This is a genomic window from Tissierella sp. QWL-11 (assembly GCF_058683765.1).
Map to the genome: position 1 here is coordinate 2,170,535 of NZ_CM178750.1, position 22,322 is coordinate 2,192,856.

The 22,322-nt window shown below is 28.5% G+C and carries 36 protein-coding genes and 1 pseudogene; 3 read left to right on the forward strand and 34 right to left on the reverse strand.

The window, feature by feature from the left end; genetic code table 11:
• Positions 1 to 10: 10 nt before the first annotated feature.
• From tnpA to tnpC, 3 genes are all read left to right on the forward strand, one after another.
• The gene (tnpA, locus tag AC4PG3_RS10660; RefSeq protein WP_492196142.1) at positions 11 to 391 is read left to right on the forward strand and encodes an IS66 family insertion sequence element accessory protein TnpA; all 381 of its coding nucleotides are present in this window, start codon (positions 11 to 13) and stop codon (positions 389 to 391) included.
• A gap of 2 nt (positions 392 to 393) precedes the next feature.
• Positions 394 to 750 carry an IS66 family insertion sequence element accessory protein TnpB gene (tnpB, locus tag AC4PG3_RS10665; protein WP_492196141.1) on the forward strand — a complete coding sequence of 119 codons (357 nt, stop codon included), beginning with the start codon at positions 394 to 396 and terminating at the stop codon, positions 748 to 750.
• A 129-nt stretch (positions 751 to 879) separates the two neighbouring features.
• Positions 880 to 2,439 carry an IS66 family transposase gene (tnpC, locus tag AC4PG3_RS10670; RefSeq protein ID WP_492198183.1) on the forward strand — a complete coding sequence of 520 codons (1,560 nt, stop codon included), beginning with the start codon at positions 880 to 882 and terminating at the stop codon, positions 2,437 to 2,439.
• Positions 2,440 to 2,732: 293 nt separating this feature from the next.
• Here the strand turns inward: tnpC and AC4PG3_RS10675 are convergent, their stop codons facing one another.
• The 34 genes and pseudogenes from AC4PG3_RS10675 to fabK all read right to left on the reverse strand — a co-directional run bounded on the left by AC4PG3_RS10675 (position 2,733) and on the right by fabK (position 22,321).
• The gene (locus tag AC4PG3_RS10675; RefSeq protein ID WP_492196613.1) at positions 2,733 to 3,011 is read right to left on the reverse strand and encodes a DUF4160 domain-containing protein; all 279 of its coding nucleotides are present in this window, start codon (positions 3,009 to 3,011) and stop codon (positions 2,733 to 2,735) included.
• Positions 3,004 to 3,273: a hypothetical protein gene (locus tag AC4PG3_RS10680; RefSeq protein WP_492196614.1), complete on the reverse strand. Its 270-nt coding sequence runs from the start codon at positions 3,271 to 3,273 to the stop codon at positions 3,004 to 3,006. The genes AC4PG3_RS10675 and AC4PG3_RS10680 overlap by 8 nt, the downstream gene beginning before the upstream one ends.
• 327 nt (positions 3,274 to 3,600) lie before the next feature.
• Complete coding sequence (locus AC4PG3_RS10685; RefSeq protein ID WP_492196615.1) at positions 3,601 to 3,810, reverse strand: hypothetical protein; 210 nt, start codon at positions 3,808 to 3,810, stop codon at positions 3,601 to 3,603.
• A gap of 143 nt (positions 3,811 to 3,953) precedes the next feature.
• Entirely contained in the window at positions 3,954 to 4,343 is a 390-nt protein-coding gene (locus tag AC4PG3_RS10690; RefSeq protein ID WP_492196616.1) for a hypothetical protein, read from the reverse strand.
• 157 nt (positions 4,344 to 4,500) lie between these two features.
• A complete protein-coding gene (locus AC4PG3_RS10695) occupies positions 4,501 to 4,875 on the reverse strand; it encodes a hypothetical protein (protein ID WP_492196617.1) in 375 nt (124 codons plus the stop codon).
• 73 nt (positions 4,876 to 4,948) lie between these two features.
• Positions 4,949 to 5,542, reverse strand: a complete 594-nt coding sequence (locus AC4PG3_RS10700; protein WP_492196618.1) for a hypothetical protein — start codon at positions 5,540 to 5,542, stop codon at positions 4,949 to 4,951.
• Positions 5,543 to 5,680: 138 nt separating this feature from the next.
• Positions 5,681 to 6,244 carry a hypothetical protein gene (locus AC4PG3_RS10705; RefSeq protein ID WP_492196619.1) on the reverse strand — a complete coding sequence of 188 codons (564 nt, stop codon included), beginning with the start codon at positions 6,242 to 6,244 and terminating at the stop codon, positions 5,681 to 5,683.
• A gap of 324 nt (positions 6,245 to 6,568) precedes the next feature.
• Positions 6,569 to 6,940, reverse strand: coding sequence for a hypothetical protein (locus tag AC4PG3_RS10710; RefSeq protein ID WP_492196620.1), 372 nt, complete (start codon positions 6,938 to 6,940; stop codon positions 6,569 to 6,571).
• Positions 6,941 to 7,130: 190 nt separating this feature from the next.
• A complete protein-coding gene (locus AC4PG3_RS10715; protein WP_492196621.1) occupies positions 7,131 to 7,277 on the reverse strand; it encodes a hypothetical protein in 147 nt (48 codons plus the stop codon).
• Positions 7,278 to 7,335: 58 nt separating this feature from the next.
• The gene (locus tag AC4PG3_RS10720) at positions 7,336 to 8,619 is read right to left on the reverse strand and encodes a sensor histidine kinase (protein ID WP_492196622.1); all 1,284 of its coding nucleotides are present in this window, start codon (positions 8,617 to 8,619) and stop codon (positions 7,336 to 7,338) included.
• Positions 8,616 to 9,335, reverse strand: coding sequence for a LytR/AlgR family response regulator transcription factor (locus tag AC4PG3_RS10725; protein WP_492196623.1), 720 nt, complete (start codon positions 9,333 to 9,335; stop codon positions 8,616 to 8,618). Before AC4PG3_RS10725 ends, AC4PG3_RS10720 begins: the two co-directional genes overlap by 4 nt.
• Positions 9,336 to 9,519: 184 nt before the next feature.
• Complete coding sequence (locus tag AC4PG3_RS10730; RefSeq protein ID WP_492196624.1) at positions 9,520 to 9,996, reverse strand: accessory gene regulator ArgB-like protein; 477 nt, start codon at positions 9,994 to 9,996, stop codon at positions 9,520 to 9,522.
• A gap of 162 nt (positions 9,997 to 10,158) precedes the next feature.
• Positions 10,159 to 10,350 (reverse strand): hypothetical protein, encoded by a 192-nt coding sequence (locus AC4PG3_RS10735; RefSeq protein WP_492196625.1) that lies wholly within the window; start codon positions 10,348 to 10,350, stop codon positions 10,159 to 10,161.
• Positions 10,351 to 10,486: 136 nt separating this feature from the next.
• Positions 10,487 to 11,149: a hypothetical protein gene (locus tag AC4PG3_RS10740; protein WP_492196626.1), complete on the reverse strand. Its 663-nt coding sequence runs from the start codon at positions 11,147 to 11,149 to the stop codon at positions 10,487 to 10,489.
• A 130-nt stretch (positions 11,150 to 11,279) separates the two neighbouring features.
• On the reverse strand, positions 11,280 to 11,423 hold the full coding sequence (locus AC4PG3_RS10745; protein WP_492196627.1) for a cyclic lactone autoinducer peptide: 144 nt from the start codon (positions 11,421 to 11,423) through the stop codon (positions 11,280 to 11,282).
• Positions 11,424 to 11,520: 97 nt separating this feature from the next.
• A complete protein-coding gene (locus AC4PG3_RS10750) occupies positions 11,521 to 12,324 on the reverse strand; it encodes an IS3 family transposase (RefSeq protein WP_492198226.1) in 804 nt (267 codons plus the stop codon).
• A 77-nt stretch (positions 12,325 to 12,401) separates the two neighbouring features.
• The gene (locus tag AC4PG3_RS10755) at positions 12,402 to 12,551 is read right to left on the reverse strand and encodes a hypothetical protein (protein ID WP_492196628.1); all 150 of its coding nucleotides are present in this window, start codon (positions 12,549 to 12,551) and stop codon (positions 12,402 to 12,404) included.
• A gap of 18 nt (positions 12,552 to 12,569) precedes the next feature.
• Positions 12,570 to 12,704, reverse strand: a pseudogene (locus tag AC4PG3_RS10760) (helix-turn-helix domain-containing protein); the annotation flags it as partial.
• Positions 12,705 to 12,764: 60 nt separating this feature from the next.
• Positions 12,765 to 12,914, reverse strand: a complete 150-nt coding sequence (locus AC4PG3_RS10765; protein ID WP_492196629.1) for a transposase — start codon at positions 12,912 to 12,914, stop codon at positions 12,765 to 12,767.
• Between the two features lie 147 nt (positions 12,915 to 13,061).
• On the reverse strand, positions 13,062 to 13,286 hold the full coding sequence (locus tag AC4PG3_RS10770; protein ID WP_492196630.1) for a hypothetical protein: 225 nt from the start codon (positions 13,284 to 13,286) through the stop codon (positions 13,062 to 13,064).
• Positions 13,287 to 13,424: 138 nt separating this feature from the next.
• Positions 13,425 to 13,733 carry a hypothetical protein gene (locus tag AC4PG3_RS10775; RefSeq protein ID WP_492196631.1) on the reverse strand — a complete coding sequence of 103 codons (309 nt, stop codon included), beginning with the start codon at positions 13,731 to 13,733 and terminating at the stop codon, positions 13,425 to 13,427.
• A gap of 25 nt (positions 13,734 to 13,758) precedes the next feature.
• On the reverse strand, positions 13,759 to 13,953 hold the full coding sequence (locus AC4PG3_RS10780) for a hypothetical protein (RefSeq protein WP_492196632.1): 195 nt from the start codon (positions 13,951 to 13,953) through the stop codon (positions 13,759 to 13,761).
• 277 nt (positions 13,954 to 14,230) lie between these two features.
• Positions 14,231 to 14,377 carry a hypothetical protein gene (locus tag AC4PG3_RS10785; protein ID WP_492196633.1) on the reverse strand — a complete coding sequence of 49 codons (147 nt, stop codon included), beginning with the start codon at positions 14,375 to 14,377 and terminating at the stop codon, positions 14,231 to 14,233.
• Between the two features lie 188 nt (positions 14,378 to 14,565).
• Positions 14,566 to 14,952 (reverse strand): hypothetical protein, encoded by a 387-nt coding sequence (locus AC4PG3_RS10790; RefSeq protein ID WP_492196634.1) that lies wholly within the window; start codon positions 14,950 to 14,952, stop codon positions 14,566 to 14,568.
• A gap of 135 nt (positions 14,953 to 15,087) precedes the next feature.
• Complete coding sequence (gene istB, locus AC4PG3_RS10795) at positions 15,088 to 15,846, reverse strand: IS21-like element helper ATPase IstB (RefSeq protein WP_492196212.1); 759 nt, start codon at positions 15,844 to 15,846, stop codon at positions 15,088 to 15,090.
• A gap of 55 nt (positions 15,847 to 15,901) precedes the next feature.
• Complete coding sequence (gene istA / locus AC4PG3_RS10800) at positions 15,902 to 17,110, reverse strand: IS21 family transposase (RefSeq protein WP_492196213.1); 1,209 nt, start codon at positions 17,108 to 17,110, stop codon at positions 15,902 to 15,904.
• 143 nt (positions 17,111 to 17,253) lie between these two features.
• Positions 17,254 to 17,460 carry a hypothetical protein gene (locus AC4PG3_RS10805; protein WP_492196635.1) on the reverse strand — a complete coding sequence of 69 codons (207 nt, stop codon included), beginning with the start codon at positions 17,458 to 17,460 and terminating at the stop codon, positions 17,254 to 17,256.
• Between the two features lie 55 nt (positions 17,461 to 17,515).
• Entirely contained in the window at positions 17,516 to 17,680 is a 165-nt protein-coding gene (locus AC4PG3_RS10810; RefSeq protein ID WP_492196636.1) for a hypothetical protein, read from the reverse strand.
• Between the two features lie 22 nt (positions 17,681 to 17,702).
• Positions 17,703 to 17,939 (reverse strand): hypothetical protein, encoded by a 237-nt coding sequence (locus tag AC4PG3_RS10815; protein WP_492196637.1) that lies wholly within the window; start codon positions 17,937 to 17,939, stop codon positions 17,703 to 17,705.
• A gap of 206 nt (positions 17,940 to 18,145) precedes the next feature.
• Positions 18,146 to 19,384, reverse strand: coding sequence for a beta-ketoacyl-ACP synthase II (gene fabF / locus AC4PG3_RS10820; protein WP_492196638.1), 1,239 nt, complete (start codon positions 19,382 to 19,384; stop codon positions 18,146 to 18,148).
• Positions 19,385 to 19,397: 13 nt separating this feature from the next.
• The gene (gene acpP / locus AC4PG3_RS10825) at positions 19,398 to 19,634 is read right to left on the reverse strand and encodes an acyl carrier protein (protein ID WP_492196639.1); all 237 of its coding nucleotides are present in this window, start codon (positions 19,632 to 19,634) and stop codon (positions 19,398 to 19,400) included.
• Positions 19,635 to 19,667: 33 nt separating this feature from the next.
• Entirely contained in the window at positions 19,668 to 20,411 is a 744-nt protein-coding gene (fabG, locus tag AC4PG3_RS10830; RefSeq protein WP_492196640.1) for a 3-oxoacyl-[acyl-carrier-protein] reductase, read from the reverse strand.
• A gap of 1 nt (position 20,412) precedes the next feature.
• On the reverse strand, positions 20,413 to 21,369 hold the full coding sequence (gene fabD / locus AC4PG3_RS10835) for an ACP S-malonyltransferase (RefSeq protein ID WP_492196641.1): 957 nt from the start codon (positions 21,367 to 21,369) through the stop codon (positions 20,413 to 20,415).
• The gene (gene fabK, locus AC4PG3_RS10840) at positions 21,362 to 22,321 is read right to left on the reverse strand and encodes an enoyl-[acyl-carrier-protein] reductase FabK (protein WP_492196642.1); all 960 of its coding nucleotides are present in this window, start codon (positions 22,319 to 22,321) and stop codon (positions 21,362 to 21,364) included. The genes fabD and fabK overlap by 8 nt, the downstream gene beginning before the upstream one ends.
• Between the last annotated feature and the right edge of the window lies 1 nt (position 22,322).

Sequence of the window (22,322 nt, forward strand, 5' to 3'; positions counted from 1 at the left end):
GTGTAGGGAGATGATTAACATTACAACTATGAAAGCTACTAAACATGAAATACTTAAGGCTCAATGGTCGGAAATCATTAAAAGGCATAGTGAAAGTGACCAGTCCATAAAAGAATGGTGTGAAGAAAATGATATTTCAAGAACCAAATTCTACTATTGGCAGCGAGTAATCAGACAAGAAGCCCTAATTAAAGCAGGAACACTAGCTGTTACAGGTCAAACTCAATTTATAGAAGTTAAGCCAAGTGAAGCTAAAGCCAATATAGTAGGATCTAAATCTAACAATAAAGGTATCTGTGCTATCTTGCGCTCAAATGGAAATGAAATTGAAATTCTAAATGGGGCAGATCCAAATACATTAGGTATAGTAATTAATTTAATTGGTAAATAATCATGAGAATTAAATTTCCGGATGATATACGAATATACATTGCCTGCGGTAAGACTGATATGAGAAAATCAATTGACGGTCTTTCCGCTATAGTATCTCAAAACTTTAAGCTAAATCCATTTGAAAATGCGCTTTTCCTCTTTTGTGGAGGTAAAAGAGATAGGATAAAAGCGTTGCTTTGGGAGGGAGATGGATTTCTTCTTCTCTACAAAAGGCTTGAAGGCGGGGTGTTTCAGTGGCCAAGAACTGAAGAAGATGTTAGGGAAATTACTCCTCAGCAATATAGATGGCTAATAGAGGGTTTATCAATTGATCAAAAAAAGGTCATTCAAAAGATAGATAACAAAAGGATAATATAGATGCTTGAAACTGCTCAAAATTACATAGTTTCAAGTATTTTTTTGTTGTTTGTAGGTTAGGAAAATGATATAATATATTTAAATAAAACATATTAGAAAGGCTAAATTCCAATGAATGAAAACTCTTTGATAAAGACACTTCAAGATACAATTGAATTACAGAATAAAACCATAGAAGGCCTTAGAGAAGAGTTGAAAAAGGCTAATGAAAATATGGAATACCTAATTAAGAAACTCTATGGAAGAAAGACAGAAAAGACTTCTGCCATAGACGGCCAATTAATCATTAATGATATGGAATTAGGTCTATTTAACGAAGTTGAAAAAGAAGCCGACTTCTCTATACAAGAACCTGTTCCATTTGAAGAGCCTATTAAAAGAACTAGAAAAGGCTACAAGAGAAAAGACTTGTTTAAAAACCTACCTAGCCAAGATCAAATATTTAGGCTGGAAGAATCCCAGCAAATCTGCCCAATTGATGGAAAGAGACTCTCAGTTGTAGGAAGAAAATTCGTAAGATCAGAAATCAGATACATACCGGCAGAAATATCTGTAATTAATATATATCAAGAAAATTATGAGTGTAGAACATGTAAAAAAGAAGGAAGACCTGGAATCTTTAATCCAAATACACCCGAGCCTGTACTTCAGCATTCCTATGCCACAGCATCATCAGTAGCCTGGACCATGTATCAAAAGTTTGTACAGTCAGTACCACTATACAGGCAAGAAAAAGATTGGAAACAGATGGGCTTTCCCATAAGTAGAGCAACCCTATCCAACTGGATAATTAAAACATCAGAAGAATGGTTAAATCCCATAGTAGAAAAGCTAAGGGAAGAACTATTAAAAGATAAATATTTACATGCTGATGAGACTCCAGTTCAAGTATTAAATGAAGAAGGTAAGAAAAATACCACAAAATCATATATGTGGGTGTATTCTACTTCAGTTAATGCAAAGAGAGGAATAAGAATATTTAAATATGCACCTGGTAGAACAGGAGACAATGCCAAGGATTTCCTAAAAGGATTCAATGGCTACCTCCATACAGATGGATATTCAGGATATAACAAGGTAAAAGATATCCACCAATGTTTGTGCTGGGCCCATCTTAGAAGATACTTTAAAGATGCCCTTCCAAAAGATGTAAAAAGTGAAGAAGCAAGTCTACCAGCAAAAGGAATAGCATATTGTAATAAACTCTTTGATTGGGAAAGAAAGTTTAAAGATCTCACTCCAGAAAAAAGAAAAATTAAGCGTCTAGAAAAAGAAAAACCACTTCTAGAGGCCTTTTGGTTATGGGTAGAAAATAATAATGATAAAGTACTTCCCAAATCTAAAATAGGACAAGCATTACAATATGCTCTAAATCATAAAGAAAAATTAGAAACCTACTTAGAAGATGGAAACTGTGTCATATCCAATAATATTGCAGAAAACAGTATAAGACCATTTACAGTAGGTAGAAAAAATTGGACCTTCTGCGGAAGTCCAAAAGGTGCCTACGCAAGTGCCTGTGTCTACACCCTAGTAGAAACAGCAAAAGCAAATGGACTAAACCCCTATAAATATTTAGAATACATCCTGTCAATATTACCAGGATCCAATCTTAAAACCAATCCTAAAATCCTAGAGCTAATGATGCCTTGGGATGATTTAGTCCAAAAATCATGTAAATCTGAATAAATACTATTATAGGGATATCATACCGATATCCCTATATTTATACAATACATCTTTTATTCAACGCTTACGTTACTGTTGTTTCCATTATATCCAGTGGACATATAAAAAATGAAGGTACAGTTCATTTTTATCTAAGTAAACTGTACCTTGAATCTTAATAATTTAATATTTGTATTTCTCCCAAAGAAATAATCTTTTTAGCTATGAATCTATTTTAAAGGGATATTTTAATTCTACTTGGGCTGCTACAATGATAAAATGCCTATGGTAATTTCTCACATTATGAGACAGTTTTAACAATAAAATTTAATATCGTCTACTTTAAAATGTTCTTTCCATTCCCGACATATCATAAAATACTGTGCCGATATAATTTCTAAAATATTACTCAATTCTTTTGCTGGTATTCTATTTGAATTATTGGCTACAATACAACCACCTGTTGCAGTTAACCAAATCTTAGTAGCATTAGGACTTGGTTTTCCCTTACTAATATGAACATGAATCGGTTCAAAATTTTCATTTGACCAAAAATAAACTAAGTATCCTCCTATTCTAAAAAGACTAGGCAATTTGAATACCTCCTGTTGATGCATATTTATATAGTAAGTGAGCATTGTGTCTAAGAATTTCGTTAAATCCTTCAATTTCTTTATTAGAAAAACCTTCTACTTTAATCCAAGTATAACTAGGTAAAATACATCTAGCTATATCAAATCCTTGTTCTGTTGGACGCTCAAAATGGACTTCTACCTGCTGTATATTGTTTTCTTCAATTATGTGAGAATGAGTTATTTCTGTTTCATCTGCTAAGATAATATATGGATACATCATGAAAAAACCTCCTCAAATATTTTACTTTAAATTCTTCCTTGCTTTATTAAATGAAAAAATTCATTTTCAGGAATTATCTAGGATTTCCCCAATGACAATGCTTCAGTATATGAATTAACACCAATATAATTCCCAATTTTTTATTCTCTATTATACTTATGTCATTACTTATATGTAGTACATTCTTTCAATACCATTATTATAATTATTTTATCATATTCCTATTGGAGATTCTAGTAATCATATATTATAAATGCATTTTAAACAAAAAATCCTTATTAGTATTCATATTTTTATAATATTAATGAAAATTATTAACTACTCTATTTATTGAACTTTACTTATTTTATCTATAATGATTTTTGTAGAAATTATAATGGTTGATAGTAAAGTTGAAAATCCTATTAGCATTAGTAGGATTTCAAATTCTCCAAAAAAATTATTAAATGTAGTTTTAGTAATTAATGATATTGTACCATACAGTAAGAATCCAATAATTATACTAATTGATATCCATTGTATTATATATTTTTTCATTAAATCTACCCTTTCTTTACTTCGTACAAAATGACTGATATTCATCACACAAAATGTCAATCATTTAAAATATGCTTTAGATTTTCTTGAGCTTTCCATATATATCCTTCAGTTTAAACAAATTTAATTTATTTTCATTCATTTTACTTCTTCTTTGTATCCAAAATAATATGAGTAAAAGAGATTCCAAAAGATAATCCTAGAGCAGTGGAGAAAGCAGAAAAATAATCCATATTTTTTTCTCTGAAAAAATAGGAAAATCCTAAATTCATTCCACTAAATAAGATAAATAACAAAATAAATCTAATTAATATCTTACTTACTTCACTCCATTTTAATCTTCTTAATTTTAATATAGTTATAATAGGTATGTATATAAGTAAGAAAAATGCAAGAATTGCATATCCTAATACAAATCTATATGCCAAAGCCCCATCTATATCTTTATACACAATAAAAAGAGATATAATAGTCCCAATTCCAAATATTATATATAAAAGTTTTGTAAAGGTTAACCTTTTAGTGTTTTTCATTTGTTCTATTCTTCCTTTGTTTAAAATTTCTAGTGCTCATGTATAAATATTCCTCTATTTTAATTTATATATTAACTTCTGTAAATAAGCTGATTAAATAAATTTTATTGTCTTAGCTTCTATTTGGTTTTTTTACAAAATTCTCATATCAATACACTCATAATAATTTCAATAAAAATATCATAAGAGTAATTCCTATAAATGCATATATGACAGTATATATAATTATATTTTGATCTTTATTTTTTCTATAAGTTGAATAGTTTAAAGCAATTACGTGTATGATAGTAATTAATAAAATCACAAAAAATGTTATGGTAAGGGCATCACTTCTATCATCTCTTGCAAAATAACTAGCTCCTAAAAAAACCAAAAAATTAATTATAAGCCTCACCCAAAATGGAAAATCATCAGTTTCTTTTTTCCTAAAGGGATGTGGATCATATTTACCTTTTCTATATATTAGAATATTTCTATAAATATAATAAGAAAATAGACACACTACAAACATTATATAAACATAAAAAATCATTTAATCACTCCTATGTATTAGCCTCATAATATATGTAAATTAAAAGTGCCCGTAACCTTTGTTCTCTTTATCCTTAGTCATTCGTTAGTGGTATAGATATCTGTATGTTATCCGTTTCAATTATCTTTACACCCTCTTTTTCATCAGACCCAACCGCAACCATGATATTGAAAGTCTCTGGCTTAGGTGCTAATTCCTTATCAAGAAACAAATCAATCACAATTGTTCCTGTGCCGCCTATTGTAGCCACATAATTTCGATCTCTACCAATTTCTATCGTCTTACTCCATTCAGATTCGGGGTCTGATGTAGTCCATGTGTCTATATAGTCCGCAGGTATCATTTGAGATTCATTTTCTGGATAACTACTTGTTATATTTGAAATGTTCCAGTCATTGGCAATATAAAAAGTGACACCACCCCAATCATTGGCGTCTATTTCAATAGAAGCAACAATTTGTACCTCTTCAGGATTTCCTTCTACTTCCTTGATAAATACTGTTCCTTTCGCTGATGTGTTAAGTTGCGTAGAATCCGAGCTTATATTAAAACCCCTTTGTAAGATTATATTTTTGTTAACTCTTATCTCATTTCTATTGCTGTTTTTACAAGCACTTAACGGTATTAACAAACATACCAATACAAGAATTGCTATATATCGTCTCATATACATAAATCTCCTAACACTATATTATATAAATTTACTTGCTTCACATTTTACTACTTATACGACTCAGTTTCTAATCCATAAATACCACATCAACATCTTACATATATTGAAATTAATATATTTCTATATTGTAACTTACAATTTTTCCTCTTCCACTTTTATTTTAAGCAAAAGTACTGTCTCATCTGAATCTATCATTTCATCTATATCATCTAAGCTTTGATAATCATACACTTTCAAAGTTCTTTCTACTTCTCTATACACAGCTAAAACTAGTTCTTCTCCTGATTCTAAACCAATTTTTTTATCTCTAAAGGCATAATCCCAGCTTATAACAGGTAATTTATTTAAAAAGGTTTTATCAATGGTTTTAGGTTCCATACTTGCCTCTGGTGCATACATGAAAAATTGCATATCATCGCTATTAGGATTTATGATCCCAAATCCAATCTTTCCCCTTTCCTCTTCTGTAAGTCCAAGACCATAAGAGAAATCTATAAGTGGAGATTCAGAAATTTTTTTACCATTGCTATATCCTTCCACCCACAGATTTACCCAACTTTTATCAAACTTATTTAATTCCAAATCAAAATTAAATATTATACCGAGATTTAATTCTCTAAAGGTTTCTTCATACTTTGAATCTGGATCTGGCGATATATAGGCTATTTTGTTATTATCTCTTTTACTGCATCCCACAGTAAATATTATAATTCAAATAGATATTAATAATGTTATAGAAATTTTTCTTAACATGTAATCCTCTCCTCATGATTAAATCCCAAATAAAATTCAAACTTATTTTTATTGTGTTCCAATTAGAATCATCTCTAACTATCATCTGATTTAGGAATTTTAGATATAATCAGACTTACTCCACTATATGAAAGTATCCATATAGTAATATCTTTGATAAAAAGTATCAAATCAAATTTATCATAAAAAATATTAAAAGATACTCCAGTAAATGAACGAATTAATGTTGCAATAATGTATGTAATAAAAAATGTAATAAATCCATATTTATTTTGTTTTAGATATAGTTAACTTGGATTTTGCTACATTTAATTCATCTTCATCTGTTATACCATATTCTTTAAATACTTCTTCAATTGCTAAATCTATGTTCTCTTTATACTTAGTATCTTTAGATATTTTCTCAAAAATCCCATCTACAATTTTGTCTATTTCTTCTTTAGATAAGTCACCAAAAATATCTTCCTCATATTTTCTAGGATATTCAATCTTTGTTCCTCCTTCAACTTCCCTTACATCTATTTCTTTTACTTCTTCAGATGAATCAATTTTCGATGTATCAACTTGAGAATTATCACATCCTATAGCTACTATTATGCTAAGCATCAATGTTATAGTTAAAATAAATATTTTCTTCAAATCTTCAACTCCTTTTAAAATAAAAATACACATATTCCAAATATTATATAAATAATCTTTAAGACACACCATACTACTTTAAGCATATCATCAAAACATATCTATATCTCAAATATGTTGAAATTGATATGTTTTGATGTTTAGATTTAATTTTTTTATGAAAATGAACAAAGTTTCCCGACCCCTTTGTTCATTTCTTAATTCTTTTACATACAATTGAAAAAAGCATTCTAATTTGTTTACCTATGTAATTTGCTATTTCACTATAAATCTTTGCAAATAATATAGATATAATTAAAAGAATTAGCATTCCTGGTATAAATGGAATTTCTATCATAATAATTTTCCTCCCTATATTTTTGCTACTTAAATTTATAAGCATAAATCTACTTGTCTTAATTAATATACATTATAATATCTGTAGTAAATTTATTTTCTTTATGATTTATATTCATAAGCCCATTATATTTTTTTAATATGTTTTGGATGCTCCTTAAACCAATTCCATGATTCGTCTTATCTTTTTTAGAAGTTTTTATTCTCTCTTCTTCATAGATAATCTCATTATTAAATGTATTTTCAATATGCAAAAATAAAATATTATTTTGATATTTTATTTTTATATTTATTTTTTTATTTTCTTTAACTTTAGAGCTAGCTTCTATAGCATTATCTAATAAATTGCCTAAAATCACTACGATATCTAAAGATGATATATTTATATCTGAAGGTATTTTTGACTCTATTGATACACAAATATCTCTTTTAATGGCTTCATTTAATTTATAGTTTAGAATACTATCTATATCCATATTCCCAGACTTAGAAAGTTTTTTATCTCCATATATTTGTCCATTCATCTCATTTAAATAATCTATCGCATTTTCTTTTTCCCCGTTTTGGATATATTTCCTCACAATATATATATGATTTTTTAAATCATGACGTATTGACTTTGTATTTTCATTAGTATGCTCTAAAATGCTTAATTGTCTTTGATAATATTTGTTTTGCTCTCTTAATATTGTAGTTTCCATTTTATCTTCATACATATTGTTCAAAACATTGTATAAATAAAAAGCTATTATATTTATTGCAAGTATTATACTTATAGTGGTTACAATATTGAAAGGTTTTAAGCTTGAATTCTGTATTAAATTTATAATGATATACAAGCTACCTAGTGGAATTAAAAAAATAGAGACCCAATAAATAATAGGTATATCAATATTTTTTTCTCTTATTTTATAATTCTCTATTAATAGTACAGCTATATATGAAAATATTTTTATACTTATCATTCCTATTATTGAAAGATAGATTGGATTCATGCTGAGAATTGAATTATAAATATATCCTGTCAATAAAGCTATAATAGTCTCTATAGACGCTAAAATTAAATATATAAAAAATGCATAAAAAAACCTATTTTTAATAGATGATTCATAATTAAAACTTAATGCGAAGAATAGAACTAAATTAATTATTAAAGTTAATATAGGAATATTTAAAGCTAAGTATGTAGCGCTAGTTACTAATAAATAAATTAAATATGTAAGGAATTCCACTTTTTTATTAACTTCATTTCTATCAAAAAATATTCCCATGAATTTATAAATTATATAGGTCCCAAAAATATTTGATATTAAATAAGTAAATTTATATAGATCAATATTCATAGTTTGTCCCTTTCTTTTTCTAATTGTAATTGTCTAAGCTTTTTCCTGTTGGATTGACTAATTGGAAGTATTTGTTTATTAGACATCGTAACCTGCTCATATTCAAATTTTATTACATGATTATAATTTATTAGATATGATTTGTGAATAATGATAAAGTCAAATTCTTTTACTTTATCATATGTATCTTTTAATGTGCCATAAAATTTTTTTACTCCATCTGTAGTATAGATTTTGACTTGTCTATTTACACTCTCAAAGTATAAAATATCCTTGATTAATAGATTGTATGTAGAATGTTCGACTTTGTATTTAAATATTCCTTGATTTTTTTTAATAAGTCTTAGTGATAATTTAAATACTCTTTTGATTTTTTCATAATCTAATGGCTTTATGATAAAGTCCAGAGGTCTTACTTTAAAAAGCTCCATTGCATAATTTTCTTTCCATGATATATAGATGATTTGAGTAGATTCATTAAATAGTTCATTTCTTATTTTATCTCCTACCTCTACTCCATTCATAAATTTTAATTCAATATCTAGAAAAATTATATGATAGTGATTATCTTTAGATAGAGCTTGGCATAACTTTTCTCCTGAATAAAATAAATCTATATCCAGTTCTTTTGAAAACTTCAATTCTAATTTTATTAATATATTTTTTAATTGAGTACATACTTCTTTTTCATCATCACATATTGCTATTTTAAACATAAGATTTCACCTCTTATTGAAAACCTTTAAAAGTAAGTGTTATTTACTCTAACTTACTATAATATCATCTACTTGTCCAAGAGAATTTAGATTTATTTTATTATCCTAATTTGTTTTTAAATTCTCCAGCAACAAGCATACCGCTTAGTATGAATATTGCAATACATATAACCAACGATATGTTTTAAAAGTTTAATATATATAGTACTAAGATAGCTAATATTTCAATAATAAGTATATTTTTTGTTAACTTTTTATATACTTTCTTTTCTACTTTCTCTAGAGGTTTATTATTATCTTCTACAGGTGCAAGTAAATATATTGTTACTCCTGAAGTAATAATTAAAAATAAAATGAAAAATCCTGTAGTTGGAACTATTATAATTAGTAATAGTGATGTTATAATTATAGCTATAGAAAATAAATAGCATTTGAATTGTGTTCTAGCATGGTATCCCCCTGCATATGTGCATAGGGGGATATAGCTTATCATAAATATTATACTTTCCCATAGCATGTTAAATAAAGTCCCAATAGTTATAGTTGTTATTAAATTTAAAATTATTAATAAACCTTGATGCAGTCCATAAGCATATATTTCTTTTTCTTTCTCTTCTATTATTCCATTCACGATAAAATAATTTACTATTTCCCCAATCATAAAATCACCTTTTAAAATATGTTTTTACTTTATTATACATATAATATCCTCTATACTAAAAATAAATATTGATTTGTTCTAAATCAGTATACTAAATTACAAATACTTCTCTGGTAAGATTTTCTTACTAAAACCAAGTAAATCTTTCTTGTTATATTTTTTCTATTCATCTAATGTTTTATATATATATGTTAATCCTATAATATTTGATATAACAAAAGCAATATATATGAATTGCATTTGTATTTTATAATTTATTAAAAATAATATATAATCACAAGTTATTGGAGAGAATATTATTAGTATAGATACTATAACTTGTAAAATCTTTTTTGTTTTCCTTTTATTATTCATGTTATCCTCCTTTAATCTATTTGGTTAGCCTATTACATAAATATAAAAGTCGATGTATCTATTTTATATGCTTAGGTTAAACAGTCTATAGTATAATAAAGATTGAGAGATTAATCTCTCAATCTTTATATGTTGATTATTTATTTAATGCAGGTGAATAGTAAGTTTCTTGATGTGATATATCTTTTAAAAACCCGTCACCATTTGAAACTTTTATATAAGCTTCGGCATCTTCACCTAATTTTACTTTTACTCCTCCCTCTACATCCATACTTCCAGCTTTGTATGCAGTACCTTGTATTAGTGTGTAAAATTCTCTCCCAGAAATTAATTTATAAATCATTTTTCCATCAAAGCTTGCTGGTGAACCATTGCCAGTATAAACATAAGGGTTTTCTAATGATACAATTCTATCAGGAGTAGGAGAGCCTGAATATAAAAGCCCCCCTAAAATTTCTGGTTGTAAATGATATTCTCTATGAAAACTACCTGGAAATTTTATTCCATCCATACTAAATACTGCGTATCTTACAGTTTCACTTCTACCTTGTGTTTTTTTAAACTTCAAATTATTTTGATGAGTTTTTTTAAAGTCTTCAATATCTTGGTTTTGATATTTATTATTTTGCATAACTAATAGTATCTCTTCATATGAATAAGTTTGATCAATTGGTAAAGTATCTAGTTTTTTAATTGGTATAACTTCTATTGAATTGTTTATCTTTTGAGCAAAAGTTAAATTTGGTAACAACATCAACATCATTAAAAATATTGAAGTAAATTTAAATATTTTTTTCATTTTATCCTCCTTCTTAATTGCAAAGTATATCTTAAAAACTTATATGAAAGTTAATAGATGTAATCTTTACGTTGATATCCATCGATTTAAAATATACTTTATTATTTCTATGTTTTTATAATATTTATAATTAAAACTTACTCAACATCTTAGTACTTTTTGGCAACTCTGGCTGATGAACTAAAAACATACATGTTGAATTTACATTTATAAATGTTACTATAAATGCCAAACTTGCTATAACTCTACTACACTTTAAACTTATCTTTTTCATCTGCATTACCCCCTGTATTTTTATTCCATATGGTGAATTAAGCATATCATAAAATCTGATGTAAACCCTTTAATCCGGACTTTCGGATAATATTTAATTATGCGGCTTGTTGCCTATACTTAATAGGTGACAGGCCATTTAACTTTACTTTTATTCTTTTGTTGTTATACCAGTAAATGTATTCTCTAATCTTTTTCTCCAATTGATTAATTGATGTAAATCTTTCCCCATAATACATTTCTTGTTTTAATAGTCCGAAGAAATTTTCCATCGGAGAGTTATCTATACAATTACCTCTTCGAGACATACTTTGACTAATTTGTCTTTTTTCTAATCTTTTTACCCACTGAACATGCTGATAGTGGAATCCTTGGTCAGAGTGAATTATTAGGTTATGCTTCTTAGGAAGCTTCTTAAGAGCCATATCTAATGCATCTGTAGCAAATTTCACAGTGGGAGACTTAGATAGATTAAAAGATAATATTTCGCTATTAAATAGATCCATAATAGATGATAGATATAGCTTTTTATCGCTGCCATGAATTTTAAACTCTGTTACATCTGTAACCCATACCTTATTAGGGCTTGTTACTTGAAACTGTCTGTTTAGCTTGTTTTCTGCTATTCTTCCAATCTCCCCTTTAAAAGAGATATATCCTCTAGATCTTCTGGAAAACTTAACACATTTTAATCCATTTTTTCTCATAATTCTATATACTCTTTTATGATTTATTTTTAAGCCTTTCTGTTTTAAGGCCACTGTTATCTTTCTATACCCATAGGTTTTATTAGATTCTTCAAATATATCTTTTATCATCTTCAATAATTGTAGCTCTTCTTGATTTACTCTTCTTAGCTTTTCGATCCATTCATAATATGAACTTTTAGATAAGCCAGATATTTTAAGCTAAGTTTTCAACTTGATTATAGGAAATTTATGCCTTAATTCCATTATTACTTTTGTCTTTTCCTTATTTTTTACTCTTTCTCCCGAATTAAGGCTTTTAGCTTTTTTTCGTATGCTAGATTCGCTTTTAAGAATTCATTTTCTTCCCTTAATTTGATTAATTCTTCTTTTTCACTTTCTATTAGTTTAGAAACATCATTTTTCTTATCGTCTTTAGACATATTACTAGGCCTCCCAATTGACTTATTCAGCCCTTCAAAGCCTTCATATGAATACTTCCTTTGCCAATTAGCAATCATGGACTGATTGCTAATATCAAAGTGATTAGCGGCTTCTCTATAAGAGCAATTATGGTATTGCCTATATTGTAATACACGAAGCTTAAATTCTCCAGAGTAAAAAGTTTTTGTCGATTTCCTCTTTAATCCCTCCTCTCAATATCTTTCATAATTCTCAACCCAATCTATAACTTGGTTATGATTTATTACACCATGTTTCTTAGCTATAACTTTATATCCACCTGTTTCACCACTTAAATAATCTTTCACTGCTTCCAACTTTAAATCAAATGAATATTTGGACATGATGTTACTCCCTAGTTCCGTGTCCGGAATTAGGGAGTAACATCAAACATTTTTAGTCTTTTTTATATATGGTTTAAAAATCCCTTTAAAATTGTCTATAAGGTTTTTTAGTATTAGTGAATTTATATTCTTCTGAAATCTTATTTATTATTTATCTTTTGCATATATACGATCTGTATTATAGTAATATTCATAATGTTTTGAAGAATGTTCTATATCAAAATTAAAATTAGCTTTTTCTCCGATACCTATATTAACACCTCCAGATATTGTAGTAGTTCCATTATCATAAAAATCACCAGAAACTCTATAATAGAGAGTTTCACTATTTTCTAAGTTTATATAGACATCTCCTCCAAAAGCTTTACTCATCCCATTGTATCCTCTATTCATACTAATGTCTAATATTTCAAAAAATGCTAGGATTCTTGTATCTTGTGCTAATACTTTAGTATAAAAAGTAAGTTTAGGTTTATATGCAGGAGTAACGTCAAGAGTTCTTGAATATGTTTAGTATGTTTTATATGCTAATGGAGAAATTTCACCATTTTGGGGAGAAAGTCTCTCCAAAGCTTCATCTATAGTAATATTTTCAATTTCAGACATTTCATTTGCAAGTTCATAAAGTGTAAAAGGACCTTTTATTTCATCTGCTTCTGAAATATCAGAAGTATCTTCAAAAATCGATTGTAACTTAATTTCCCCTGAAGCCAAGTTTTCTTCATATGATATGGCAAAACTTGAAGTGCTAGAGAAACTTATTATAATTGTGAATATCAAAATATAAAATAAGTTTATTTTTTTAAATTTATATTTCATTTCAAATCTCCTTTATTCTTTATTTTTATTTATTATCGCTTTTCCAGAAGGAACTCCCTATTAAAAAAGATCCTATTGTTAAAGTTAAAACGCTTAGTGCAAAATATACTTCACTCATAGGTGATAAGAAGTTATTAGCGGTAATTGTAATTTTTGAAATCGATGGGGATAAAATAATAACAACGCCAGTTATTATTTTAGAAATTTTAATCTGCTTCACAGCTATCATCCTTTTTAATATTAATTAATATATAGTTTAATATATTAATTTCAAGTAATTTATCAATTTTATGTGGTTATAATTAAAGCTTTCTACAATACCACTAAACTTCAAATTACATTCTCCATCTACATTACCCCCTGTATTTTTATTCCATATGGTGAATTAAGCATATCATAAAATCTATAGATATTTTTAAATATGTTGAAATTAATATACTTTGATGTTGTAACTTACATTTTTTATGAAAATGAACAAAGTTTCCCGTCCCCTTTGTTCATTTCTTAATTCTTTTCCATACGATTGAAAAAAACATTCTAATTTGTTCACCTATGTAATTTGCTATTTTACTATAAATTTTTGCAAATAATATAGATATAATTAAAAGAATTAGCATTCCTGGTATAAATGGAATTTCTATCATAATAATTTTCCTCCCTATATTTTTGCTACTTAAATTTATAAGCATAAATCTACTTGTCTTAATTAATATACATTATAATATCTGTAGTAAATTTATTTTATTTATGATTTATATTCATAATTCATAGTGTCAATAAGTATTAATAATATTCTATAAAGAGTAAGATACAAGTAAAAAAAGAGTATCTATTATATTTCCATTTTCCATAAAAGTATCACAAGAGCGATTAATATGACAGTATATATAATATTATAGATGATTATATCTTTATCTTTACTCTTTTTATAACTCAAATATTTTAGGATAATTCCCTGGATAATTTCAATTAATATGATAATAATAAAAATTATAAAAAATATAGTTTTATTCTCATGATTATCATCTCCAAATATAAAACTAGCTCCCAAACCAAATAAAAAAGTAATCATAAAATCTTTCCAAAATGGTAAATCATTTTTTCCTCTTTTCCCAAAAAGATATGGATGATATTCCCCTTTTCTATAAATCAAAATATTTCTATAAAAATAGTATGAAAAGACACCTACCATAAATATTATATAAATATAAAAAAGCATTTAATCACTCCTATGTATTAGCCTCATAATATAAAGAATACGACATACATATCATGTTATCCCTTCAGTGGGTGCTATGTATTAATGTCAAGATTATTTTGCATAAATGTGCCAATATTTCTATGTACAGTTTTGCTAATTATCTTTATTAGATATTTTAGATAGAGCAGTAGCTGTTCTATAAGAATTACCTAATATATTTACTATACTAGAATGATGGACTAATCTATCTAAGATGGCACTAGCTAACATATTGTCTACAAATATTTCACTCCAATCCGATAAATTTATATTGCTAGTAATTATTGTGCTTTTCTTTTCATATCTTTTATCTATTAGTTGGAAAAACATTTTAGCTTCCATCTCTCCAATAGGAAGATAGCCTATTTCATCAATTATTAACAATTTATATTTGCTAAAATGTTTTATTCTACTGTCTAATTTATTTTCTAAATATGCCTTTTTTAGTTGAGCAATTAAGTCTTGACATTTTATAAAATAAGTGCTAAATCGCTTTTTAGCAGCTGCCATACCAATGGAAGTAGCAAGATGAGTCTTGCCTACCCCACTATTTCCAATTAGTATTATATTACTATTGTTTTCTAAAAATCTTAAACTCTCAAAATCTAAAAATTGTTGTTTATTTATTTTAGGCTGAAACTCAAAATCGAAATCTTTCATTTCTTTTAAATGTGGAAATCCTGCTACTTTAACCATTGCATTTGTAGCATTAAAGTTTTTTATTTCTATTTCTTTTGTAGTAAGCTCATAAAGTGCGTCTACTAGACTTATTTTATCCTCATTTACTTTTGTAATATATTCATCTAGTCTCAAGCTTGTCTGAACTAACTTTAACTCTTTTAGGTTCTCACATAACTTTTGATAATTGTTCATTAAATTTCTCCAATTCTTTTAAATGTTTATCTGCATACTCTGAAACATCTTCTTTTCATTTAAATGTTAATCCTAACATCTTTAAATGATGATCATTGTGATAATTAATCTTTTTTTCTGTTATTCTATGGATTGTAATTAGTTTTTTGTTATAATATACATGTAAGTTATTTTCACTAACTTGTATTGTAACATTTTTACCAATTAAATCTGGTGGAGCTGAATACATATTATGCTTGTATTTAAATAGGCTATTGGTATTCACCTTTGCTTGTACAGTTTCATTTTTGTAAAAAGAACAGATTTTATCATGTGGGAGTGGTAATAGATGTTCTTTTTCTTTGTTAAAAACTAATATAGGTGGTAATCCTGTAGCTTGACATACTCTTGAATTAGCTTCATTTGTGATTACACTCATCTTTTCATGCAATTCTTGTAAATCTTCTAAAACACCATTGTAATTCATAATTTCATCAATTATTCTCATTGGATTTTCAACTTTTGCTTTAGTATTAGGTCTTGCTCTAACACAAGGATATATGCTAAATCCAAAGTCATCAGAAAGTTGCTTAAACTTACTATTTACTTTACCATCTGAACACTCGGTTCTAGCTTTATCCATCATAGTAGAAGCGTTATCAATTACTATTTCTTTTGGCACTCCACCTAATGATTCAAATGAATTAGATAAAAAATCAAATAGATGATTCTGACTTGTTGATGGATATATTGCCCATACCTTGAATCTAGAGGCAGATAAGACTAAGCTACCTACATTTAAAAGCATTTCACTATTATCTTTAAAAGAAAATTTTAATTTCTCTTTCCAATCAAACTGAGCTTGTTTACCAAAAGGTGTTTCAGATTTCACAGAATCTTTTTTTGCTTTTGGTTTAAAATACTCAGCAAATTCACTTTTCTTTAAAATGTAGTAATTAAAATTGCTACGAGAACATTCAAGCCCGTGCTCTCTTACCAGATATCTATAGAGATGAGATTTGTAGTAGAATATCTGCTTGCTTTTTGCTGATAGCAAAGAAGTGATAATATTGTGATAATCATCTATTTTAGATTTCTTCTCTTTTCTTTCTTTTTCCGTATTTCCTTCATAATATTTTTTAACTGTTCTCCTATCAACTCCCAACTCCCTTCCTATTTCACTGAAATTTGGTTTTTCCAAATTATTAACCTCCACTAATGTTTTTAATTTGTTTAAATCTTTTACAGTTTTTATCTCTATTTCTGTATTAATGTTTAAAATCACTTTCATCACCCATTAATACTATAGAGAATTTTGTAAATATTGTACATTAAAATATTGGCAACTTCCTACAATATTATTTTAGCATTTATACTATGAAAAACATTTAAATATAGCAGCTAATCAACTTTTCAATTCAGTAGTATTTACCGATTTTTTTTGTGATGCTCACGATAGATTTTTATTGCGCCTCCTACTATTGTATATATTCCAAAAAAGACCACTATAAGATAAAGTACCAGTAATGGGCCTTCAAGCACATGAGTCTTTGCAACTCGAATTGCTAAAATAATAAAAATGATAGAATAAAAACACAAAACACCTAACGAAGGGGTATGTTCATTTTGTTTCATTTAAATCCTCCTAAGATATATTTTGTTTTACTTCATATTTTACTACTAATCTATATTAATTTTTATTTTCAATTTCTTTATATAATTTTTCTAGAACATATAAAGCAGGACTTAAAACTCCAACCATTCCAAATAAATACATAAGAATATCTCCCCCAAATCTCAGCCCTATAATGATACCTAAATATCCCATCAATATTGATATTATAATTAAAATCACTATTTTCCCTCCTTATAATGACTTATTTAAGATTTCTGATTTCTTCTAGGATGGTCATTGTACAATAAAATATTGTAAATATAATTCCCATACATAAAATTATTATAACTGAACTGTCTCTACCATTAAATAATAATCCAAATAGAAATCCTACTACAAACATCCAAGATAAGATTACAAAAATAGTATATAGAGCTGATTTTAATACTTTTTTCATAAATCTATAATTATCTTCTGATATTCCTTTTTCTTTTTTCATAATAATTCCCCCTTTGTATTCTTACCCCTATACTGCCTTAAGCATATCATAAATCCCACATTTGTATCCAAAATATACTGAAATCAATATACTTTTATGTTGTAACTTACATTTTTTATAAAAATGAACAAAGTTTCCCGTCCCCTTTGTTCAAAAAAAAGAGATTAGCTGAAAATTATTCAACTAATCTCTAATGTTTAAATTTATTATTTTATATACTTTTTTAAAAGTATTGATGCATTATGTCCACCAAATCCTAGGGAGTTGGATAGAGCATAGTTTATATCCTTTTCTACCATTTTATTTGGTGTATAGTTTAAATCACACTCTTCATCAGATACTTCTTGGTTTATAGTTGGTGGGATTTTTCCTGTATTTAAGGCTAAAGCTGTTACTATAGCCTCTACTCCACCTGCTGCACCTAGTAGATGACCTGTCATAGATTTTGTAGAGCTTATATTTAAATCCTTGGCATGTTCTTTAAAAAGGTTTTTAATTGCCAATGTTTCAAGTTTATCATTGAAATATGTGCTTGTTCCATGGGCATTTATATATCCAACTTCAGTATAATCTATACCAGCTTCTTCTATTGCCATTTTCATTGCCTTAGTTGCGCCTAGGGCTTCTGGATCTGGCTGAGTTATATGAAAGGCATCTGATGTGGCACCATAGCCTACTACCTCTGCATATATAGTAGCTCCTCTTTTAATCGCATGGTCTAATTCTTCTAACATTAGTATCCCTGCTCCTTCTCCCATGATAAATCCATCTCTTTCTTTATCAAAGGGTCTACTAGCCTTTTCATAGTCTTCATTTCTAGTAGATAGAGCTTTCATTGATGAAAATCCTGCTACAGACATTGGAGTTATGGAAGACTCAGTTCCTCCAGTTACTACCATATCTAGTTCTCCAGATTTTATCTTTCTAAAAGACTCACCAACAGCATGAGTTCCTGATGCACAAGCTGTTGTAATAGTCATAGATGGACCCTTAAGTCCTAAAGCCATTGAAACTTGCCCAGTTGCCAAATTAGATATCATCATAGGAATAAATAGAGGGCTTACTCTACTTGGACCTCTCTTGTTTAATTTATTAAACTCAGTTTCAAAAGTTTCCATTCCACCTATTCCTGTACCTAAGATTACACCGATTTTCTCCCTATCCATTTCATCTAGGGGTATATTTCCATCCTCTATAGCTTCTTTTGCTGATACTACAGCATATTGAGTAAATCTATCCATTCTTTTTGCTTCTCTTTTATCTAAATAATCCTTTGGATCAAAGTCTTTTACCTCTGCTGCAATTTTTACTTCAAAATCATCTGTATTAAATCTGGTTATAGGTCCTATACCTGATTTTCCTTTTATTAGAGAATCCCAAAATTCAGTTTTTCCAATTCCAACAGGAGTAACAGCACCTATACCTGTGATCACTACTCTATTCATATGCCCTCCTTGATTACTTGGAAATTTTACTCTCTACATAATTTACAATATCTCCAACATTTTTAAAGCCTTCAGCATCCTCATCTGGAATCTCTACTTCAAATTCATCTTCTAATGCCATCATTATTTCTACTGCATCTAGAGAATCTGCTTCTAAATCTTCTATTAAAGAAGTTTCTTTTGTAATACCATCTATATCTTCTACCTCTAATTGTTCAGCTATTATTTCCTTTACTTTATCAAATAACATAATCTTTTCCTCCTAATTATTTTTTATTTTTTACTACATTACCATTCCGCCATCGATATTTATAATTTGGCCTGTTATATAGTCTGATTTTTCACTTGCTAAAAATACTACTAAATTTGCAATATCTTTAGTCTCCCCAAATTCTCCTAGGGGGATTTGGCCCTTCATCATGTCTTTTACTTCATCTTTTAATACATCTGTCATCTTTGTCTTTATAAATCCTGGAGCTACTGCATTTACCCTTATGCCTCTTGAAGCCAATTCTTTTGCCATAGATTTTGTAAATCCTATGACTCCAGCCTTTGAAGCTGAGTAGTTTCCTTGACCTATATTTCCACTTACTCCTACTACTGAAGATATGTTTATAATTTTTCCATATCTTTTTTTCATCATAGGTCTTGCTGCTCTTTTAGTACATAGGAATACTCCCTTTAAGTTTGTATCCATTACATCTTCCCAATCTTCTTCTTTCATTCTTATTAAAAGACTGTCTTTTGTAATTCCAGCATTATTTACTAGTATATCTACTTTTCCTAAATTATCTTCAATATTTTTAAACATTTCATCTACTTCTTCTGATTTTGATACATCTGCTTTTATAGCTATGGCTTTTACACCATTTTCTTCTAACTCTTTTACTACTCCTAATGCCTTTTCTTTGTTGCCCATATAATTTATTCCAATATGAACTCCCTCTTTAGAAAGTTCTAAGGCTATCTCTCTACCTATACCTCCAGAGCCTCCTGTTACTAGGGCTACTTTATCTTTTAAACTCATTTTAAAGTCCTCCTGTTAGAATTTCCATAGTTTTATTAAAAGAATCTATATCATTTATATTTAAAGCTTTTACATCTTTTCTACCCATGTTTTTAGCTATCCTCTTAACAAAACCTGTAAGTGTTTTTCCAGGACCTATTTCTACAAATATATTTACACCTTTATTTATCATATTTTCAACTGACTGTTCCCACAGTACAGAGCTGCTTACTTGTCTTACCAATTTATCTTTTAACTCATCTTTATCATTTACTACTTTTCCATCTACATTAGAAACTAAATCCTTTTTAAGCTCATGAAATTCTATCTTCTCTAATTCTTCTTTTAATCTATCTCCTGCAGGCTTTAGTAGTTTTGAATGAAATGGTGCACTTACCTCTAAGCTAACTGCTTTCTTAGCTCCTAAGTTTAGAGCCTCTTCACAAGTTTTTTCTACAGCCTTTATTTCTCCAGAGATAACTATTTGACCTGGACTATTATAATTGGCTATTTCAACTTCTCCGAAATTTTTACCTAATTCTAGTGCTTCTACTATTTTCTCCTCTTTTAGAGCCAATATAGCAGCCATTCCTCCTATGCCTATTGGTATAGCTTCTTGCATAAATTTAGCCCTTTTTACTACTACTTTTAGAGCATCTTCAAAGTCTAAAGCTCCTCCATATACTAAAGCAGTATACTCTCCTAAACTCAATCCTGCTGTATAATCTGCTTTTATACCATGTTTTTCTATTATTTTAAGCATAGCAATACTAGTTGCCAGTATTGCTGGTTGTGTATTTTCAGTTTTTGTCAAATCTTCTTTGGTTCCATTAAAACACAGCCCACTTAAATCCATAGAAAGTATACGATTTGCCTCTTTATAGACTTCCCTTGATTCTTTAAAATTTTCATGAAAGTCTTTTCCCATGCCAACATACTGAGAACCTTGACCTGGAAATATAAAGGCTATTTTATTCATCTACTCCACCTGCTTTGAGTAATGACAGCCTATCTAAGGTATCTATACCTGATTTTACCATGGATTTTAAAATATCTTCACAGGATTCCATCTCTTTTATAAGTCCTGCAATTTGTCCTGCCATAAGGGATCCATTGTCTATATCTCCCTTTGTAACTGCCAATTTAAGCCTTCCAACATTTAATCTTTCCAAAGTCATTTTATCTTCATTGCTTTTTTCCAGATCTATAAATTCTTTAGAAAATTTATTTTTTAAAACCCTAGATGGGAATCCCAAAGTTCTTCCTGTTACTACAGAATCTCTATCCTTTGCCTTTATTATTTTTTCTTTATAGTTTATATGGACTGTAGAATCTGTAGAGCATACAAATCTAGTTCCCATTTGAACAGCTTCAGCTCCTAGAGCTAAGGCGGCAACCAAACCTCTCCCATCAGCTATACCACCTGCCGCTATAACAGGTATATTAACAGCATCTACAACTTGAGGTATCAGGGCCATAGTAGTAAGTTCTCCTATATGACCTCCTGCCTCTGTTCCCTCTGCTATGATCGCATCTACTCCTTGCCTTTCTAATCTAAGGGCTAAGGACACAGTAGGTACTACAGGTATGACTTTTACATTATGTTTTTTAAACTTTTCAATGTATTTACCTGGATTTCCTGCACCTGTAGTTACAACAGAAACTCCTTCGTCACATACTATATCTACAATATCCTCAGCATAGGGAGACAATAACATTATATTTACTCCAAATGGCTTATCTGTTAATTCTTTTGTCTTTTTTATTTCTTCTCGTATTACATCTCCAGGAAGACTTCCTCCTGCTATTATTCCTAATCCTCCTGCATTTGAAACTGCAGCAGCAAGTTCATGTGTTGCTACCCAAGCCATGCCACCTTGTATGATTGGATACTTTATATTTAGTAATTTTGTTATCTTAGTATCAAACATC

Excerpts from the sequence above, each read along its gene's own strand:
- AC4PG3_RS10685 (WP_492196615.1), bottom strand. The coding sequence starts at position 3,810 with ATGAAAAAATATATAATACAATGGATATCAATTAGTATAATTATTGGA.
- AC4PG3_RS10690 (WP_492196616.1), bottom strand. The coding sequence starts at position 4,343 with ATGAAAAACACTAAAAGGTTAACCTTTACAAAACTTTTATATATAATA.
- AC4PG3_RS10695 (WP_492196617.1), bottom strand. The coding sequence starts at position 4,875 with ATGATTTTTTATGTTTATATAATGTTTGTAGTGTGTCTATTTTCTTAT.
- AC4PG3_RS10775 (WP_492196631.1), bottom strand. The coding sequence starts at position 13,733 with ATGAAATATAAATTTAAAAAAATAAACTTATTTTATATTTTGATATTC.
- AC4PG3_RS10745 (WP_492196627.1), bottom strand. The coding sequence starts at position 11,423 with ATGAAAAAGATAAGTTTAAAGTGTAGTAGAGTTATAGCAAGTTTGGCA.
- fabG (WP_492196640.1), bottom strand. The coding sequence starts at position 20,411 with ATGAGTTTAAAAGATAAAGTAGCCCTAGTAACAGGAGGCTCTGGAGGT.
- AC4PG3_RS10790 (WP_492196634.1), bottom strand. The coding sequence starts at position 14,952 with ATGCTTTTTTATATTTATATAATATTTATGGTAGGTGTCTTTTCATAC.
- AC4PG3_RS10720 (WP_492196622.1), bottom strand. The coding sequence starts at position 8,619 with ATGAATATTGATCTATATAAATTTACTTATTTAATATCAAATATTTTT.
- AC4PG3_RS10805 (WP_492196635.1), bottom strand. The coding sequence starts at position 17,460 with ATGAAACAAAATGAACATACCCCTTCGTTAGGTGTTTTGTGTTTTTAT.
- AC4PG3_RS10740 (WP_492196626.1), bottom strand. The coding sequence starts at position 11,149 with ATGAAAAAAATATTTAAATTTACTTCAATATTTTTAATGATGTTGATG.
- istB (WP_492196212.1), bottom strand. The coding sequence starts at position 15,846 with ATGAACAATTATCAAAAGTTATGTGAGAACCTAAAAGAGTTAAAGTTA.
- AC4PG3_RS10755 (WP_492196628.1), bottom strand. The coding sequence starts at position 12,551 with ATGTCTAAAGACGATAAGAAAAATGATGTTTCTAAACTAATAGAAAGT.
- acpP (WP_492196639.1), bottom strand. The coding sequence starts at position 19,634 with ATGTTATTTGATAAAGTAAAGGAAATAATAGCTGAACAATTAGAGGTA.
- fabF (WP_492196638.1), bottom strand. The coding sequence starts at position 19,384 with ATGAATAGAGTAGTGATCACAGGTATAGGTGCTGTTACTCCTGTTGGA.
- AC4PG3_RS10730 (WP_492196624.1), bottom strand. The coding sequence starts at position 9,996 with ATGATTGGGGAAATAGTAAATTATTTTATCGTGAATGGAATAATAGAA.
- AC4PG3_RS10680 (WP_492196614.1), bottom strand. The coding sequence starts at position 3,273 with ATGATGTATCCATATATTATCTTAGCAGATGAAACAGAAATAACTCAT.
- AC4PG3_RS10735 (WP_492196625.1), bottom strand. The coding sequence starts at position 10,350 with ATGAATAATAAAAGGAAAACAAAAAAGATTTTACAAGTTATAGTATCT.
- fabK (WP_492196642.1), bottom strand. The coding sequence starts at position 22,321 with ATGTTTGATACTAAGATAACAAAATTACTAAATATAAAGTATCCAATC.
- AC4PG3_RS10785 (WP_492196633.1), bottom strand. The coding sequence starts at position 14,377 with ATGATAGAAATTCCATTTATACCAGGAATGCTAATTCTTTTAATTATA.
- AC4PG3_RS10765 (WP_492196629.1), bottom strand. The coding sequence starts at position 12,914 with ATGTCCAAATATTCATTTGATTTAAAGTTGGAAGCAGTGAAAGATTAT.
- AC4PG3_RS10700 (WP_492196618.1), bottom strand. The coding sequence starts at position 5,542 with ATGAGACGATATATAGCAATTCTTGTATTGGTATGTTTGTTAATACCG.
- AC4PG3_RS10815 (WP_492196637.1), bottom strand. The coding sequence starts at position 17,939 with ATGAAAAAAGAAAAAGGAATATCAGAAGATAATTATAGATTTATGAAA.
- tnpA (WP_492196142.1), top strand. The coding sequence starts at position 11 with ATGATTAACATTACAACTATGAAAGCTACTAAACATGAAATACTTAAG.
- AC4PG3_RS10770 (WP_492196630.1), bottom strand. The coding sequence starts at position 13,286 with ATGAGTAAAGCTTTTGGAGGAGATGTCTATATAAACTTAGAAAATAGT.
- AC4PG3_RS10715 (WP_492196621.1), bottom strand. The coding sequence starts at position 7,277 with ATGATAGAAATTCCATTTATACCAGGAATGCTAATTCTTTTAATTATA.
- AC4PG3_RS10725 (WP_492196623.1), bottom strand. The coding sequence starts at position 9,335 with ATGTTTAAAATAGCAATATGTGATGATGAAAAAGAAGTATGTACTCAA.
- fabD (WP_492196641.1), bottom strand. The coding sequence starts at position 21,369 with ATGAATAAAATAGCCTTTATATTTCCAGGTCAAGGTTCTCAGTATGTT.
- tnpB (WP_492196141.1), top strand. The coding sequence starts at position 394 with ATGAGAATTAAATTTCCGGATGATATACGAATATACATTGCCTGCGGT.